The sequence below is a fragment of the Phormidium tenue FACHB-1052 genome, assembly GCF_014696675.1.
Lineage (GTDB): Bacteria > Cyanobacteriota > Cyanobacteriia > Phormidesmidales > Phormidesmidaceae > Nodosilinea > Nodosilinea tenuis_A.
Genome location: NZ_JACJQN010000006.1, coordinates 223,869 through 240,492, shown reverse-complemented (window position 1 = coordinate 240,492; position 16,624 = coordinate 223,869). Strand labels below are relative to the sequence as shown.

Annotated in this window: 14 protein-coding genes and 1 pseudogene; 11 read left to right on the top strand and 4 right to left on the bottom strand. The window is 45.7% G+C overall.

Annotated elements, in window-relative coordinates; translation table 11 throughout:
* Positions 1-316: 316 nt before the first annotated feature.
* A complete protein-coding gene (locus tag H6G07_RS11020; RefSeq protein WP_073608238.1) occupies positions 317-538 on the bottom strand; it encodes a hypothetical protein in 222 nt (73 codons plus the stop codon).
* Positions 539-1,022: 484 nt separating this feature from the next.
* Between H6G07_RS11020 and H6G07_RS11015 the strand changes: the two genes are divergently transcribed.
* From H6G07_RS11015 to H6G07_RS10985, 7 genes are all read left to right on the top strand, one after another.
* Entirely contained in the window at positions 1,023-1,160 is a 138-nt protein-coding gene (locus tag H6G07_RS11015; protein ID WP_190740708.1) for a hypothetical protein, read from the top strand.
* Between the two features lie 198 nt (positions 1,161-1,358).
* A complete protein-coding gene (locus H6G07_RS11010; protein ID WP_073608419.1) occupies positions 1,359-1,544 on the top strand; it encodes a DUF2949 domain-containing protein in 186 nt (61 codons plus the stop codon).
* 35 nt (positions 1,545-1,579) lie between these two features.
* On the top strand, positions 1,580-3,388 hold the full coding sequence (locus tag H6G07_RS11005; RefSeq protein ID WP_073608239.1) for a S9 family peptidase: 1,809 nt from the start codon (positions 1,580-1,582) through the stop codon (positions 3,386-3,388).
* A 1,014-nt stretch (positions 3,389-4,402) separates the two neighbouring features.
* A complete protein-coding gene (locus H6G07_RS11000) occupies positions 4,403-5,041 on the top strand; it encodes a hypothetical protein (protein WP_073608241.1) in 639 nt (212 codons plus the stop codon).
* Positions 5,026-6,468, top strand: coding sequence for a 7-cyano-7-deazaguanine synthase (locus tag H6G07_RS10995; RefSeq protein ID WP_073608242.1), 1,443 nt, complete (start codon positions 5,026-5,028; stop codon positions 6,466-6,468). Before H6G07_RS11000 ends, H6G07_RS10995 begins: the two co-directional genes overlap by 16 nt.
* A 20-nt stretch (positions 6,469-6,488) precedes the next feature.
* Positions 6,489-7,682 (top strand): helix-turn-helix domain-containing protein, encoded by a 1,194-nt coding sequence (locus H6G07_RS10990; protein ID WP_073608243.1) that lies wholly within the window; start codon positions 6,489-6,491, stop codon positions 7,680-7,682.
* A gap of 22 nt (positions 7,683-7,704) precedes the next feature.
* Positions 7,705-8,262: a PIN domain-containing protein gene (locus H6G07_RS10985; protein WP_073608244.1), complete on the top strand. Its 558-nt coding sequence runs from the start codon at positions 7,705-7,707 to the stop codon at positions 8,260-8,262.
* Positions 8,263-8,491: 229 nt separating this feature from the next.
* Here the strand turns inward: H6G07_RS10985 and H6G07_RS10980 are convergent, their stop codons facing one another.
* On the bottom strand, positions 8,492-8,740 hold the full coding sequence (locus tag H6G07_RS10980; RefSeq protein ID WP_073608245.1) for a transposase family protein: 249 nt from the start codon (positions 8,738-8,740) through the stop codon (positions 8,492-8,494).
* A 112-nt stretch (positions 8,741-8,852) separates the two neighbouring features.
* On the opposite strand from H6G07_RS10980, the gene H6G07_RS10975 reads away from it, so the two are divergent.
* The 4 genes from H6G07_RS10975 (at position 8,853) to H6G07_RS10960 (ending at position 13,844) form a co-directional block, all read left to right on the top strand.
* Positions 8,853-10,271: an NERD domain-containing protein kinase family protein gene (locus H6G07_RS10975; RefSeq protein WP_139297011.1), complete on the top strand. Its 1,419-nt coding sequence runs from the start codon at positions 8,853-8,855 to the stop codon at positions 10,269-10,271.
* Between the two features lie 186 nt (positions 10,272-10,457).
* Entirely contained in the window at positions 10,458-11,648 is a 1,191-nt protein-coding gene (locus tag H6G07_RS10970) for a PP2C family protein-serine/threonine phosphatase (protein WP_073608247.1), read from the top strand.
* Between the two features lie 13 nt (positions 11,649-11,661).
* The gene (locus tag H6G07_RS10965) at positions 11,662-12,744 is read left to right on the top strand and encodes a serine/threonine-protein kinase (protein WP_073608248.1); all 1,083 of its coding nucleotides are present in this window, start codon (positions 11,662-11,664) and stop codon (positions 12,742-12,744) included.
* Complete coding sequence (locus H6G07_RS10960; protein WP_073608249.1) at positions 12,741-13,844, top strand: serine/threonine-protein kinase; 1,104 nt, start codon at positions 12,741-12,743, stop codon at positions 13,842-13,844. The genes H6G07_RS10965 and H6G07_RS10960 overlap by 4 nt, the downstream gene beginning before the upstream one ends.
* A 136-nt stretch (positions 13,845-13,980) precedes the next feature.
* Here H6G07_RS10960 and H6G07_RS10955 read toward each other — a convergent pair.
* Positions 13,981-14,773 (bottom strand): annotated as a pseudogene (locus tag H6G07_RS10955) (IS5 family transposase).
* Positions 14,774-15,343: 570 nt separating this feature from the next.
* Positions 15,344-16,270, bottom strand: coding sequence for an IS5 family transposase (locus tag H6G07_RS10950; protein ID WP_073608250.1), 927 nt, complete (start codon positions 16,268-16,270; stop codon positions 15,344-15,346).
* Positions 16,271-16,624: the final 354 nt, after the last annotated feature.

The window sequence follows — 16,624 nt, the reverse complement described above, 5'->3', positions numbered from 1 at the left end:
GAATCGTCTTAGCATTAGCGTTTGAGCTCACCCCAAACACAGACACTATTCTTTAGGAGTCAGCACAGGCTGCTGCTGACCAAGCCCGTCAGAAAGCTTTAGATTACCTGGGTGCTGAGATAGCTAAAGCATTGAACTAGAACCCTAGTCTTCAGGCGAGGGTTCATTATCGTCACAGACAACTCCGTAATGAGTATTAAGTCATCACTAACTGATTTCACAGGGAGTAGCCGTGCTTCAACATCTGGCCCACCATGACTATGGATGTCAAAGTACCCAACAAGCTATGGCTCTTGCCTCATTTGATTCTATTTACCTACTTAATATCTCTAGGCATTAGCCGGTGCCCATTAGAATCCCTTGGATCAGCCAAAGGCGTAACAGCTTGACGTGTAATAAACGCTAACAGAGATGCTGTAAAAGCAAAGATAAGGCCCATTTGATCTTGAGTAAGACTAACAACTCCAAATCCAGCTAGAAGCGCAAAGAATGCTTGAAACATAACAGGTTCTTGTTGAACTCGCTTAATAATCCACATCTGGTTTTCCTCCGTCTCCAGTTACTTATGGTTGATCCTATTTAGCTTGTACACACTTGTGATGATAAAGACTACAACTAGAAACAGCATTACCCGTAAGGGTAATCTGTAAGTTCTGTTCACATTCAGCAAATATCTAAATCATAGAAAGAATAAGAAATAAAGACTCTACAGGGGTGCATTCCAGTTTTCTAATAAGCAATAATGCTTGCCCTTGGATAAAGACATCAGAGCTAAGCTTTAGGTAGCTCACAACCTACCGGTCAAACTCATAGATGCATCCAAGTAAGCCTGCCTCAGAGTACTCAGTTAAGAGTCAGCAGAACTGCTCTACGAGGAGACCGAGCCAGATGCGTATTCGCACAACTTAGGCATCCAGTTGCATCCACTTTCTTAAGCCCTCCAGAAAGCGAATGGCCTTGGTAACGACGCCCCAGATTGCGAATACGAGGGCGACAACATTAGGCAGGGCAGCGACAATAAGGTGCAGCGCCTGAGCGAGGATGCTGAGTTTGCCAAGAAGGTGCAAGCCCAGATGAGAGAGAAGCTGAAGATCAGCGGCGGGGCGGTGGCCACCGAGGACGTGGAGGACGAGGATGAAGCTTTGATAGAAGAGAAATAGCCCTTAGAGGCAGGCCAAGCTTTTACTTCAAGGCTCGCAGTGATGCCTAAACAGTGGTTTTTTGATTGATGCTGATCAGCCCAAGAATTAGGGCAGGTTTGTAAAAAATTAGGCTGAGCGGGTTCTGGAATGTTTCTAAAGATTGGGGCCAACTCTAGAATCGGTACTTACAATCTCGATCAATCATCTTGCACCACCATGAGTAAACACGAACGACTGTTGGAGTTTCTTCAGGGAGACTTGGCTTTGTCAGCTAACTCCATCGAGTTAGGGCTACGGCAGTCTCAGGGCACCCCCAGTCTACTGCCGATGGTGCTCTACCAATATGGGTTTGTGACCACTCACGAGCTCGGGCGGATTTTTAGCTGGCTAGAAACGGCCTGAGGCTTAGAGAAGTAGGCGAATTAGGAATGAATCGGATGAACACCCCCAAAACCTATTCAATCGAAGATTTTCTAGGCACGACCAATTACGCAGGGGCCTCGTTTTCACCCGACAATACTACTTTGCTCGTCAGTAGCGATGCTTCGGGCATCTATAACGCCTACACCATTCGCATCAGCGACGGCACTGTTACCCCCCTGACTCATTCCACCACCGATTCCATTTTTGCCATCTCCTACTTCCCTAAGGACGAGCGCTTCCTGTATGAGAGTGATCACGGAGGTAATGAACTTAACCACCTCTACGTTCAGTCGTCTGATGGCACTGTCACCGATTTGACTCCAGGGGATGAGTTGAAGGCCATATTCCTGGGGTGGGCACAGGATGATCAATCTTTTTTTGTGGGCACTAACGAGCGAGACCGCCGCTTTTTCGATGCCTATGAGTACCACGTTGAGTCCTATCAACGGGAATTGATTTACGAAAACAAGGAAGGTCTTAACTTCAGAGCCATCACGCCTGATCGCCGCACCATTGCCTTGGGCAAAACTGAGACCAACGCTGACAGCGACATCTATCTATACGATTGCCAGACTATCCAACTCACCAAAATCACCGCCCACGAAGGTGACATCAACCACTACCCCTCAGGGTTCAGTCCTGATGGTCAGTTCCTGCATTACCTCACCGATAAAGACAGCGAGTTTTTGTACCTGGCGCGCTATGAGCTAGCGACCGGCAGCCATGAGAAACTTCTGTCTGCTGATTGGGATATTACGAGCGCTTCCCTATCTAAGCAGGGGAAATATCTGGTGCTGAGCATCAACAACGATGCCAAAACTGAGTTGCGCCTCTATGACGCTGCCACCCTCACCCCCATCGACCTGCCCCAACTGCCAGACACTGAAATCAGCGCCGTTAAAATCGCCTCTACTGAAGACTGTATGGCGTTTTATGCCAGCAGTAGCAAAATGCCCGGCGACCTCTTTGTTTACAACTTCTCAGAAGATGAACCTATTCGGCTCACCCGCTCCCTGAACCCCAACATCGATCCTCAGGATCTAGTAGAGGGCAGGGTGGTGCGTTTTGCCTCCTATGATGGCCTGGAAATTCCTGGCGTTCTCTACAGGCCCCTGCAAGCTAGCGAAAGTGCTCAGGTGCCAGCCCTGGTGTGGGTCCATGGTGGACCGGGGGGACAAAGCCGGGTCGGCTATTCAGCCCTGATTCAATATCTGGTCAACCACGGGTACGCCATCTACGCCATCAACAATCGCGGTAGCTCCGGCTATGGCAAAACCTTCTATCACTTAGATGATCGCAAACACGGCGATGCAGACCTAGGGGATGCAGTAGAAAGCAAGCAGATGTTGATTGAGACAGGCTATGTCAATCCCCAGCGCATCGGCATCATGGGTGGTAGCTATGGTGGCTACATGGTGCTGGCCGCTCTGGCCTTTCGGCCTGAGGTCTTCGATGTGGGGGTTGATATTTTTGGCGTCTCCAATTGGGTACGCACCCTGCAAAGCATTCCTCCCTGGTGGGAGTCGTACCGTAAAGCCTTGGAGCAGGAAATGGGTGACTTTGAGGATGAGGAATTCTTGAGGGCCAAGTCGCCCCTGTTCCATACGGAGCACATTATCAAGCCCCTGATGGTGCTACAGGGTGCCAATGATCCCCGAGTGCTTAAGGTGGAATCTGACGAGATTGTGGAGGCCGTGAGAGCCAGGAACGTCCCGGTAGACTACGTTGTATTTGAGGACGAAGGCCACGGGTTTGTGAAGAAGGAAAACCAGATTCGCGGTTACAAGGCCATTCTTGATTTTGTGGAAACCTATCTCAAGTGAGCGGCTGATTGTAGATAATTACGTAGTCATTGCTGTTGCTCGTCACAATCCAGTGATCTGGGTAGTCGATGGAAAATTGACGGGTGGTAACTGTTGCTTTGACAGCGGCGGCAACACCTTGGCCAGGAGTCGGTAGGAGCAGCGCTCCTGTACCAAGGGCAGGGGTAACTAGGAGAGCAAGCCATCTGAAGCGTGACAATAAACGCTTCAGACTGTCCTTCAGAGCAACTGCGGTAGATAGGATCTGGGAATTGAAAGCTGCGTGTGCGGAGGGTCTGAACCTCTCTTGGAACTCGTTGAAGCAGTATAGTACAAACGAACTGCGAAAGAAGAAGGATTTAGCGTCCACAAAACAAAACCCCCAAAGCTAGCAGATGCCCTAGGGGTTGATATTAGAGTGCATCTACAATTCGGGGCTCCTGCCCACTGCCTACCTATGGTGCCCTCGTCAGTGGGGGTGGTAGCAGGGGTAAGAGGGTGTTTGAAAAGCCCTCTTGAGTAACTTGAACTACCTTAACCACTGAAGGGCTGCTACGAAGGAATGAGGGTTTCAAGGAACGGGGTGGTCCGTACAAGTGGCTTTTGATCCTCAATCCGACCCTTTTAAAACATCCCCTAAGCTGTTTGGCGTGTATGGAATTTTACATCTGCTCCTAGCAATCGCAGAGGGCCTTTTTTGGTACTTCGGGCATGCGTCTTATGAGCTGACGTGTGATGGCTCGAGCAGATCAACTGTAGAAAGCGGCAAAGGTGATACGAGCAGGTGTCTTGGTAGAGATTTGAGGCTAGCGGATTGAGAATAATATTGAACAAGGGTGAATGAGGCCTAACTACCGACCTCAAACGTACAGATAAGCCATGAGTCAGGGCTAGAGGGGTTAGCCAAAAAGAAAAATGTCAGGCTGAAATACCTGACATTGTCAAAGATAACGGCTGCTAGATGTTGACAATGTCAGATTAATTAGGTAGCTTTGATGTAGAGGCCGCATTCCATAACACCCCCGGAGGCATCTCATGCCGGATGGAGACATTGTCCACAAAAAACTTTCACGCATTTACCAAAAGCCGTATGCATGGCTTTGTGAAGGAAGCGCTAGCAATGATGAATGTGCTTCAGCTGCATTAGATGCGCTAAAACGTGACATCAGCTATAAAGGCGATCTGCCCTTAACTCTTGCTAGCACTGCAGCAGAAGCTTTAAATCAAGCAATTCAGTCAGTTGGGGTGAAAGAACCAGTCGATTGGGCTAATCTTAACCAGAGAATAGAGAGCTTAGTACAACAAGCTGATGGTGCACCTCGAGTAAAAGACTTACTGCTTCGAGCCGTACAATCTGTAGTTCAAGAATGTAGGTATGGAAGCGAATTCAAGGCGCTAGGAACTAAAGAAGTAATTGTTAGACAGTACATATCTGAGGTTTACGAAGCAGAATTCAAGCAGCGAATTCCATTAACACCTCAACACCATGCCGGTATAGATAGAGCTACTCTCTCAGAACGTATCAACCAAATTCAGTCCACTGTATCCCTTGGAATCGCTAAGTTGGCTGCATCAGCTGTTGCACAGGGAAGTGTTAAAAGACTACAGCTGCGAGGGGTGGTCAGCAAGAAAGCTATAGACCTATGGGAGAATCTGCTATGTCCTACAAAGTAAGCACTCATGACCATCAAGCAGATGACAGCGATTATACGCTTCACTTTGGTCCCATTCTCAACGGTGGTGGCATTGTCCGCTTTATCGATCACGCTCGTAAATCAACAAGCGATGTCGGTATTAGCATAAGCGACCAAGATTTTCAGTACCGCATCTATCAGCACTTTCCATCTGTCATTGCTGATTTAGTTGACCTTGCTGTTGCGATTCATGCATCAGATCGCCTTGCATTTCAGCACCTACATAAACGGCAGAGTAGGCTTCATGTAGTGCTACCAGTACGTCATCCCGAATTACTGGGAATACCCTCTTTTATGAACAAGCTGGAAAAATTGCTTAGTTGGGTTACGGGCAGCAAGTGGTCGTTTAACTTCCAGGCATTAGTCGCATCGGGAAGAATGGTTGAAAACCAAGGAGTTTTGCCCGTCGCTCTACCCACAGGATGTGAAGTTGCATTGTGGAGTGGTGGGCTTGACGCTCTTGCAGGCCTTTACACTCGCCTTAAAACAGAACCAGACCAACCATTTCTGCTCTTTGGAGCCGGCAGCAATGATAATGCTTATGCTCGGCAAGCAGAGGTATTTAACTCACTTATTCCTTCTTTTCCGAGTAGATTGAATCTTTGTCGTGTTCCCATTCGATTCACAGAAAGCGGCCGACATCGTAAGAACAAAATTTCTCGTGCCCGAGGCATCGTATTTACAATGCTTGGTGCTGCTTCTGCTTATCTGATGGGACAACGGGTGCTCTACTTGTATGAGAATGGTGTTGGAGCAATTAATCTTCCGTACCGGGCTTCTGCTGTTGGGCTAGATCATTCCCGTTCAGTTCATCCGTTAACGCTATTAATGGTTAGTGAACTGGTTACAGAGCTAATAGGAGAAGAGTTTAAAATCCATAATCCATTTCTACTATGGACTAAAGCGGAGATGTGTCAAAGTCTCAAGGAAGATAGTAGAACCGATTTGCCGCCACTTACGATGTCTTGTGATAGTCCACACCGTCAGAAGCCAGTCCAGTGCGGGTATTGTCCATCCTGTCTTTTACGCAGGCAAGCACTTGCAACCTCAGGACTGCTAGATAAAACTCAATACGTAATTCTCAACGGAAAGGCCCCTGCTTCGGACCCTAGTGTCTACTTACGCCACATGCTGGAGCAGGTTTCAACCTTACGCCAATTACTTCATGCCTCAACCAATACTAAAGTTAAATGGGAGGCGATAGCCAGAGAATTTCCAGTTTTGGATGACATTGTAGATAGAGGAGCAAGTACAGAAGAGCTTACTTATATTCAAATGCGTACTCGACTCATTAAACTCTATCAAAATTACATTGCTGAATGGGATAATATAGGCTCCCAGCTGTCAATTGGTCTTTTTAACCACAGTAGTGAGCAAGCCGCAGCGATGCCTTTAGCTGCTACTTAATAGAGTTGAGGGAGAATACTATGGTCACCACAAATATCCTTGACAATATCGATCCCCGTCAACTAGGGGAACGTCTTCAACAGGCACGCAAAAGAAGTGGGATAACACAAGCTGATGCTGCTGAAGCCATCAGTGCTGCACGTACAACAATGGTCGCAATTGAGAAGGGAGAGCGCCGCGTTAAGCACAGCGAGTTAGTAAAGCTGGCTCGTGCCTATGGGCAACCTGTTAGTGATCTAATTAAGCAACCTTCCATAATTGAGTCTTTTGAAGTTCAATTTCGAGCAGGCTATAAACGAAGTCCAGAAGAGGAAGAACAGATTCAACCATGCATCCTTCGTTTTGAGAAGCTATGCCGCAACTACTTGGAACTAGAGGAGATAGTTGGTTCACCTTTGCCACATAACTATCCAAGAGAATATCAAGTAGCCAAGATGCCAATAGAGGCTACTGCTGAAACCATCGCTATTGAAGAGCGGAAACGACTTGGATTAGGAGATGGCCCCATTCATGGAATTAGAGCCATCCTTGAACAAGGTGTAGGTCTTCGCATCTTCTATATCAAGATGCCTTCAAAGTATTCAGAGATGTATAGCTATGATGACCAACTGGGCGGTTGCCTGGCAATTAATGCCGAGCACTATGAGGAGCGCCAACGCTGGTCAATAGCTCATGGGTATTTACATTTTCTTGCCCACAGGCACAAGTCTGTAGTTGATTTTGACGGTCAATATCAAAGAGTTCCAGAGAGTGAACGCTTGGCCGAGGCCTTTCCAAAATACTTTCTGATGCCAACTAGCAGCTTGCTAAAGCAGTTTAACGATACTTGCAACGATCAAGGAACATTCACACCTACTAATTTATTTACGCTTGCGCATTACTATGGCGTATCTGTAGAGGCTTTGACCCGCCGATTAGAGGGTATGAAGCTCTTATCATCAGGCACATGGGAAAGGCTCAAGAATAGAGGTTTGAAGGTCAAGGAGGTGCAGAAAGAGCTTGGTTTAAAGGAGACTTCACAGGGAGTTGGCACTTTGCCGATTCACTATCAACACCTTGCCATTGAAGCCCTAGAGAAAGGATTAATAACTGAGGGACGGTTTGCAGATTTGCTTAACGTTAATCGCTTAGAAGCGCGTCGCCTTGCCGATTCACTACGAGAGCAGCCAAACGGTACTACAGAGGATTCTCAACTAGATTTACGAAAAGCGTAGGAATCGTCACAGTATACAAGCAATGCAGATTTTTCACTCCCACCTTGTCATTGACGCCTGTTGCATCCTAAACTTTTCCGCCTCAGGCTATCTCCTCTCAATTCTAAAATCTATTCCTGCTCAAGTAATAGTTACAGAGACTGTCAGAAGCGATGAGCTTACAACATTACAGGTCATTGATGATAACCAGGATGAAGCAGTAACCCAATTTGAGGCAGCGATCAAGCAAGGTGTGATTAAAATCGTAGATTTTGAGACGGAGGATGAGTTTGAAACATTCATTAATTATGTCTCTGGCCTCAAAGATGATGGCGAAGCTGCAACATTTGCTGTTGCATTTCATCATGGATGGGCAATTGCAACTGATGATAAAAGGGCAACCTCGTTTTCTCAAAGGGAGCTTTCACATTTACAGCTTTTGACCACTCTAGACTTGATAAAGTATTGGGCAGAATCTACCAAGCCGAATTCTACCCAGATAGCAGAAGCCCTATCGGCTATTCATACTAAAGGCCGGTATAAGCCCAATAAGGAACATCCTTTATGGAACTGGTGGAATGCTGTGATGCAGAACCGCTAAAAATCCCCAGAGTAACTAAGGCTTAAGTATCTGATTGATCAAGTCATCTTGCACCGCCCTCAGGTAAGTAAACGCTCCGCTGTTTGTTACGCTACGCCTGGCCTTCCGCACCGTTAGCTTGCTCTCATCTGAGGGATAGTTATCCAGTACCAGGCAGGCTCCTTAATCCAATCCGCATACTGGCTTAGGATAGCTGCGCATGCAGGCAACTAATCAACCCTCACTATGGCTAGGACAGGACTATTACCACCTGCACAGTAGAGATAGCTCTTTTATCTAGCGGGAAAATTAAGCCAATATTGCAATAGGCGGGCCACCTCTGCACGTAGCGTTGTGCAAACTCCTCTAAGGGACGATTGCCCCGATACCCGGCTAATTTCCCCATCACAATGAACACCAAAATGATCCATAACAGGTGGCGTTTCCCACGAGCCTTGCGATAATCAGGGACGGTCTGCAAGGCTTCTATGAGGTTCATAGCAACTCCTGGGAGAGACGACAGCACCTTACAGCTTAATTTTTATCTCATCACCTTGAATCAACCCTGCTTTCAGGGGAGCATTTGGGCATCTTAAATTCAAAACCCTTGAGTGGCAAGTATAGTAAATACTTTCAAAAATATGGCAGCGAGAGTTTTTCCAATTGGAGAACCCGTAAATAGCGGGGAAAAAAGAGTCATCGCTGCTTTACGCGATAGACTTCCCAAAAGCTATATTGTCCTTCATAATCTTGACATTAAGGAGCACAGCAATGCTAGACCCAAAGATTTTGATGCAATTGTTATTGGCGATTTTGCAGTTTATGCTGTTGAAATTAAGGACTGGCACGGACATATTACTGGCAATTTAAGTGAATGGCAGCTATCTCGATACTATTCTCGTCGTAATCCCGTTGGTGAAATTCAATTTAAAGCTAGGGTTCTTCATAGCTATCTTTCGAGCAGAAAGCGAGAATTGAGCAGAATCGAAGTATTTGGCCTAGTTATTATTGCTGACGATAAGACTACCCTCGATATTCATCAAGACAATTTATTTCATGTCATTAAATCAAAGGACATAAAAAACTTCTTCGTTAGCAAGAATCACTTGCCGAAGAGCCTTTATAAACTTAATCTCATTGATGATAGCCTAAAACAAACAGTCTTTTCATGCATTGTAGACTCTTCAAAACCTAAAAGCAAAGCGGAAAGAAATTTTAGAGAATATTCTATAATTCGAGAATTAGGTTCTTCTAAGAATGACTACTACAAAGATTTTCTGGCAAGACATAAGCTACTTCAAGGGCGACTTGCAAAACTTAGGGTATTTGATATAGATCCTTACTTGCCAGACAAGGAAAAATATAAAATTCAAGAAAAAGTATGCAGAGAAAGCGAAGTGTTGATCAACCTGGAGCAGCACCCGAATATCGCAAGAATCTATGATGTTTTCTTACATAACTCTAATCAGATCTGTATAGTAACAGAGTGGTTGCATGGAGGTTATAGGCTGTCTGAAGTATTAGGCAATCAAGAGGTTGATCGGTCTTTTTCTCGAGAAATTTTAACGCAAATTTTTTTGGCTTTCTCTTATGTTCATGGAAAAGGAATTATTCACAGAAATATTTCATCTGACATGATTTTAGTGTCCGACAAACTAGTTGTTAAAGTTATGGATTTTGAATTCTCTAGAAGCCCAAATCTACAAACTGTTGCAACCTATGCTTTAAGAAGGGTTCGTAAGGAGTATATCTCTCCAGAGCAATATTTAGAACCAGCCCTTTTAAGTCAAAAATCGGATATTTACTCCTTGGGAGTTCTCGCATTTAAAACATTAACCGGATGCTATCCATACAGTTCAATTAGAGAAAGAATTAAAGATACTGAAGATGAGCTTTTCCTAAAGCGCTCAGAATCGTTTAATTTGAGTAGAAATTTAATTTATATCTTGAGGAGTATGATTGCATTTGATCCTGAAGATCGGCCACACTCGATTGATGAATTCTTAAAAGTTTTTTTGAACAACCTTTGATTCTGGCAAGTAGTATTTCCCAATTATTGCATAAGCAAGAAAATTGAGTACCTACACAATTTCTCGGAATTGAGTTATTATGTAGGACTAATCGCTGTCGTCAATTCTGCTGGGTAAAATATCTTCGTTGCTTCGCTTAATGAATGGACAGAGTTTAAACGCTTAAGACTCTCTAATTTTACTCTTATGAATGGTTCCTTTCTCCATGACAAACTCCAAGAGTACCTTGCTCAATGGCTAAACCCTGAGGAAGGCCATAGAACCTTTCAAGTGGATGGCGCAGAGGTTGCTATTGGAAGTGCCATTGGATGTGTGAGGGAGGCAAACGAAGACCGCGTACTAGTTGCCAGGCTACTCAGAGACAAAGAGCCCAATAGAAATTTCTTCTTAGGAATTTTGTGTGACGGAATGGGAGGTATGTCTAGAGGGGGTGTCTGTGCTAGTTTAGCGATAAGTTCATTTATAAAGTCCTTAATAAGTGGGAAAAACTCTGATTTTTCAAAATTAGTAGAGACGGCTGCTTTTGAAGCTAATAATGCAGTCTATGAAAAGTTTAACGGTGCTGGGGGCACTACTCTATCTGCGGTTGTCTTTTCCGCGAATGGAGAAGCACTATCAGTGAATGTTGGCGATAGCCGGATTTATCGCTTACTAGCAAAGAATAAGCTAGATAAGCTAACTGTTGATGATACCTTGAAAGGGCAGCTCGAAGAAAAAAACAAAACAGCTCAATTATCTCTGCCAGAATTCAGAAGCTTGCTTCAATATATCGGTATGGGCGAAGGGCTGGAACCACATATCTTTAATATTAGTCCGATTAATGATATTAAGCCCATCATTTTAACTTCAGATGGGATCCATTCTATGCCTCCAGAAACTCTGAAGCAACTAATTACAAACTCTCAAAGTGTTGGGGATATTGTTTTTAGGCTAATCACTCATTCAGAGTGGATTGGAGGTCATGATAACGCTACAAGCTTATCGATCAAAGGTGACTTATCTTCAACTATGTCAAGCAAGGGTAAAGAATTCCTTAATGTGCTCGAAGTTTGGACGTCCACGAAAAACCTTCAGATCTGGATTACAAGTCCTAGTAGGGTGCTAGCTAACAGCTTCACTGAATCGAGTTCTGATACAAAATATAGAACACGTAATGAGCGAATTAGTACAGATGAATCTGTTAAAGACTCTTTTGTAGAGGATAAAATAAGAAAAGACGAGGGTGAGCAAAAAATAACAAAGCCTAGGCGGTCAAAGAAGCGACTCAAAGCCGGGGAGAGTCCTGCTGAAGCAGACAATATATCAATAGTAGATATTTATATTCCCGAAATAAATGTTGATGTGCCTGATCCATCAGAAGGATCAGGTTCTGAGTAATTTCAGGCTTATTATGGACATAGATGGACTCTCTTTACCTGATAGATATCGTCCTGATGGAACCATCCTGAAAGGTGGAATGAGTAGTGTTCTGCCTTGTATTGACTTAGTTCTCGAAAGAAAAGTTGCTATTAAAGTCTTGTCAACTGGTTCAGAGTTTTCTAGAGTCCAAGACGAGATAAAAGCTCTTCAAAAGATTCGATCTAACCATGTTGTTCAAATTTACGACATCGTTGTCGGCTCTTCCCAAAGCGAAAGAGTGATAGGGATTGTTGAAGAGTATTTGCAAGGCGTAGATTTGACATGTATCGACTCTAAGGAGTTGAACGCTGGTGATTTTCTGAAGATTATTTTTCAAATCTCTTCTGGATTGAGTGATATACATGAACAGGGCTTGGTTCATCGAGACATCAAGCCCACTAATATGAAATATGACCAAGAAGGTCTATTAAAGATTTTCGATTTTGGCTTGACTAGAATCCAGGGCTTGAATTCCCATACTCAGGGCTTTAAAGGAACTCCCTGTTTTGCCGCTCCAGAACTGTGTACTCGAGGCCACGTTTTCTTTACTGAGGCCGTGGATGTTTATGCTTTTGGAATAACTATTTTATCTTTGTTTCAGAAAGACTTACCAGAAGGAATGCTTCAGATTCCTCCTGATCTTTCGCATGTTCCTAGTTTTAGAGAAGTTATCCACTTTGCAGTTCCTGATCCAGTGATTGATCTTCTGGATTTGACTCTTGATGAAGTGCCTGATAATCGACCTAAAGTGCAAACTATTAGAGATACAGTAAAGAAGTATCTTCTTTCAAATAGGCATAGAGCAATAATTGCTACTCCCCAAAGAACCTATTCATTAGAAGAGAAAAACCAGGCTGTACGGCTTAGCTATACGAATTTTGGGCAGATAGAGATTGTTTACAATGGACTGGACTTTAAAGTGCTGAACGTTTCTGGTAGTGTTTTTATTAACAATACTACTTGTAAGAAAGGGGATTTGTTACCTGGTTCTTGCGTTATTACCTTGGGCGATGAGAAGAGCCCAAGTAGAGAGTTTTTCACCGTAGATATTTCCCATCCTGAAGTTGTTATATGAGTGGCAAAATCCATAATACTGGCGATCTAATTGCAGATCGCTACCTTATAGAAAATTTTGTGGGGGAAGGCGGGATGCAAGAGGTTTATCTTGCTCAAGATAGCCTTATGAATAGGCAAGTAGCTTTGAAAACCCCTAAAAATTCTTCTGCCCAGAAGCGATTTCAACGCAGTGCTGTTGTAAGTGCTCGAATTAATCATCCTAATGTTGCAAAAACACTTGACTATTTAGAGGAAGATTCTGGCTTATACCTTGTTGAAGAATATATTGATGGTTTTGACCTTCAAAAAGCCTTATTAACAGACCTTGAGGTCATCGACCCTTACTTGGTTGCCAAAATCTTTCATCATATTGCTAAAGGTATTTGCGCGTCACATCATGTTGGTGTTGTGCATCGTGACTTAAAGCCTAAGAATGTAATGGTAGTTGGAAATTTTAACTTGTTAGAGATTAAAATTACAGACTTTGGAATTGCAAAGCTAGCAGAGGAAGAAATCATCTCAGCTGTAGAAGGAATGGAGGAATTTGGAGAAGAATCAATTACTGGCTCTCAAACTGCAGTTGGTGCTTTGCCTTATATGGCTCCTGAAATGATTGATTCTCCTAGGAGTGTAGGGGTAGAGGCTGATATATGGTCTCTAGGCGCAATGATGTATGAGCTATTGATAGGGGAAAAGCCCTTTGGAACTGGCTTACAAGCAGTTCGTAGAATTGACAAACTTGAACTTCCTCCATTTGATGATTCTGAATTTCGTAATTCTCTTAATTCCAATAATCAGTTTGTTCCATTATGCAAAATATTATATGACCTCATTCTTTTTTGTCTTTCTAAGTCACCTAAAGATAGACCTTCTTCTGATAGTTTAGTTAAAATTTGTGAGGACATTTGTTATAATACGTTTGAAAGAAGAATTGGACAAGTTCATAGAATTCGAGGTTCCATAGGTTTTCTCTATGATTCTGAAACGAATCAGGAAATCTTTTTTCACTCCGACAGTGTTTATGGCCCTAGTAAACCCACTGTCGGTAGTCGGGTCTGTTATTCTGCGTTCCCTGGAAATCCCCGATTCAGAGCCCATCCGGTGGTTCTGTTGAAGTAAGGTCGCGTAGCGTTTTATGAGAATTTTACTATCAACAAGTTGTCTAAGCCTATATTGATTTAAACCATAAGGCTTAGAAGCCTTGTGATAGAAAGCTTTTAAGAGGGCATTTGAAAAGGGGTCGAGGTGTAGCGAATTAGGCCAAGCGCCTCAGCATGATGCGAATCATGGCAATCTGGAGCATGGCCTCAGCATTTTCAGGCAACTGCTCATAGTCTTGAACCAGGCGACGAGACCAGCGCCACCAGCCAAAGGTGCGCTCGACTACCCAGCGTTTTTTAAGCAAGACGAAGCCCCTTGATTCTTGAGGTCGCAAGACGATCTGGACGATCCAACCCAAGGTATCCATCGCCCATTGCAGAAAGTTGGGGCCGCTATAACCGCCGTCGGCCCAGACCAGATAGACTCTCGCTACCCGTTCCCCCATCTGATGGAGCTTTTGCAGTGCCTGCTGACCTCCGGCTCTCTCGGGAACGCTAGCGGCAGTGACCACAACCGCCATCATCAGACCCAGGGTATTGACGACCAGATGCCGCTTTCGCCCTTTAGTCGCTTTGGCTGCGTCATAGCCCACTGAGCGATGCACCATCGGTGCGGTGGCAACGCTTTGGCTGTCCGAAATAACTTCCGACGGGCTCTCGGGACGGTCAGCCGCCGCGCGTGTCCACCCTCGCAGACGCTCATGGAGAGCCTCCCAAGTGCCGTCTTTAACCCAGTTACGGTAGTAGGTGTACACCGTTTGCCAAGTCGGAAAGTCACCGGGTAAGTCCCGCCAACTACATCCCTGAGTGACCAGATAGAAAATAGCATTGAGCACCGCCCACAGACACAAGCTTCGCGGCCGCCCTCCTGTCTGTGCCGCTGGCAACAAGGGGCTCAATCAACTCAAACTGGTCACGGGTCAGATCGCTGGTGTAGGCTTTACTCATCGCTCTCACGGGGCTGTAGTCTTAGTAATCTCAGCCTAGACCGTGTGAGCTTTTTTACTGCCAGTCAACTTCTCAAACGCCCTCTAAGGAAAACCTATAGAAAATTCCTCGAAGAGTGGCTGTACCCAAGGCAGCATCAATGGGATAAGCCGCGATCTACAGTACTTAGCTATAGCTGTCTAACTAAGCTACGGGTTGCCACTTCCTGGTCAAAGCCGTTCGAATATCTGCTGATTGCTCTATTTCAGTAAATTCAGGGACTCCAAACATCTGCCACAGTAGCCGGGACAGATAAAACTCTGGTCCGGCAGGCCAGGTAAAGGATATGGCAGGCAGAACGCCACGGAGTTGACCCTCAGCAGATGCTGTAGAGCGTCTGGAGTGTCTGGGTCAGGAGTCGATGTTGGCAGTTCTGAGAGCAGCCATTGGGCAATAATGAAGGCCACGCTATCCCCTGTACTAAGCAGCGTTGTCCCCCAGACATTTTTGCAATTTTCTATGGGGTACCTTTGAACGGCTTTGTTGCATGAATAGGTCAAGCGTCACTCGTTCTTTGATCAGGTCGGTGAACTAAGCCTCAACTGGATAGCTATCGGGTTTGGCCAGTTGAATCATGCAATTGAGCGCCGCACACTGCAAGAAGAGTTCGACAGCCTGATTATCAAATGTCCGAGAGCGCACTCGTCCGCCAAAGGTGACCTTGAGGCGAAACATGGTGGTTTCAGCCAGTGACCGGCGATGGTAGCCACTTTCCTGCTTCCAAGCCGAGCGTCCTACCTCGTCAATGCGCTGCAAAATCTGGTCTCTTAGGTGGCTTGACTTATCGTCCTTGCGCTGAGAGGGGCGTGCATCGTGACGCGGTGGAATCGTTGCCACAGCGGCACGCTGGGCAATCGCCTCATGGCAAGCAAAGGTGTCGTAAGCCCCATCGCCGGAGACTTGGGCCACCTCACCGTCAATGCCACCGAGCAAACTAGGGAGGATCTCGCTGTCGTGATAATCATTGGTGGTGACCTCGGCGACCAAGATCTCCCCGGTCGCCTCATCGACACCGAGATGAAGTTTGCGCCACGTGCGCCGCTTGCTCACACCATGCTGTCGGGCTTTCCATTCCCCTTCCCCATAGACTTTGATGCCCGTGGAATCCACCACGATATGGCGAGCCCCAGTGGCTGGCCGAACCGGCATGACCACCGATAAGGCTCCCAACCGTCGCGATACCGTGCTGTGGTCGGGCACTGGCAGGGAAATGTGCATCAACTGAAACAACGATTCGACCAAGCCCTGCGCTTGGCGACCGGCCAGGTGAAATAGGCGTTTGAGCGTTGCAACCGTCGCAATCGCCCCATCGCTGTAGGTTAGCGATGCCCCTCGCTGTCCTGTGGGCGTGGTCACCAGCCACTGCTTTAGGGCGTCCTCGCCCAACCAAAAGGTGAGGCGTCCGCGCTGCTTCAAGCCAGCGTTATACTCAGACCAGTTACGGACTCGGTATTGCATCGGCGTCAGGTTTTGGGTAGTACTTAAACCTTAAGCCTTTACCCCGTTCGTAACCCTCCCTTTTATGCAACAACGCCCCTTTGAACTACGAAACTACAGTTATTCAGCTGTTTAGTCGACCGTACACTTGGAGTCCTTTTTGCTATGACCAGGAAGCGGAAGAACCAACCTACAGAATCGAAACGGCCCGCTCAAGATGAGCTTGTAGACGTGCTGCTGATCCTCGCTCGCTATCTGGATAGCAAGGGGTTACAGGAAATGACTCTGAAAATGAACGATGGACGGCGAATTGGAATCAAGCTTGAGGAAGACTTCTGGTCCCTTCATCGCTCTAAGGACGAGACATTATGACTG

Bases quoted from the DNA above. Each gene is read 5' to 3' on its own strand.
- H6G07_RS11020 (WP_073608238.1), bottom strand. From the start codon at position 538: ATGTGGATTATTAAGCGAGTTCAACAAGAACCTGTTATGTTTCAAGCA.
- H6G07_RS11010 (WP_073608419.1), top strand. From the start codon at position 1,359: ATGAGTAAACACGAACGACTGTTGGAGTTTCTTCAGGGAGACTTGGCT.
- H6G07_RS11005 (WP_073608239.1), top strand. From the start codon at position 1,580: ATGAACACCCCCAAAACCTATTCAATCGAAGATTTTCTAGGCACGACC.
- H6G07_RS11000 (WP_073608241.1), top strand. From the start codon at position 4,403: ATGCCGGATGGAGACATTGTCCACAAAAAACTTTCACGCATTTACCAA.
- H6G07_RS10995 (WP_073608242.1), top strand. From the start codon at position 5,026: ATGTCCTACAAAGTAAGCACTCATGACCATCAAGCAGATGACAGCGAT.
- H6G07_RS10990 (WP_073608243.1), top strand. From the start codon at position 6,489: ATGGTCACCACAAATATCCTTGACAATATCGATCCCCGTCAACTAGGG.
- H6G07_RS10985 (WP_073608244.1), top strand. From the start codon at position 7,705: ATGCAGATTTTTCACTCCCACCTTGTCATTGACGCCTGTTGCATCCTA.
- H6G07_RS10980 (WP_073608245.1), bottom strand. From the start codon at position 8,740: ATGAACCTCATAGAAGCCTTGCAGACCGTCCCTGATTATCGCAAGGCT.
- H6G07_RS10970 (WP_073608247.1), top strand. From the start codon at position 10,458: ATGAATGGTTCCTTTCTCCATGACAAACTCCAAGAGTACCTTGCTCAA.
- H6G07_RS10965 (WP_073608248.1), top strand. From the start codon at position 11,662: ATGGACATAGATGGACTCTCTTTACCTGATAGATATCGTCCTGATGGA.
- H6G07_RS10960 (WP_073608249.1), top strand. From the start codon at position 12,741: ATGAGTGGCAAAATCCATAATACTGGCGATCTAATTGCAGATCGCTAC.
- H6G07_RS10950 (WP_073608250.1), bottom strand. From the start codon at position 16,270: ATGCAATACCGAGTCCGTAACTGGTCTGAGTATAACGCTGGCTTGAAG.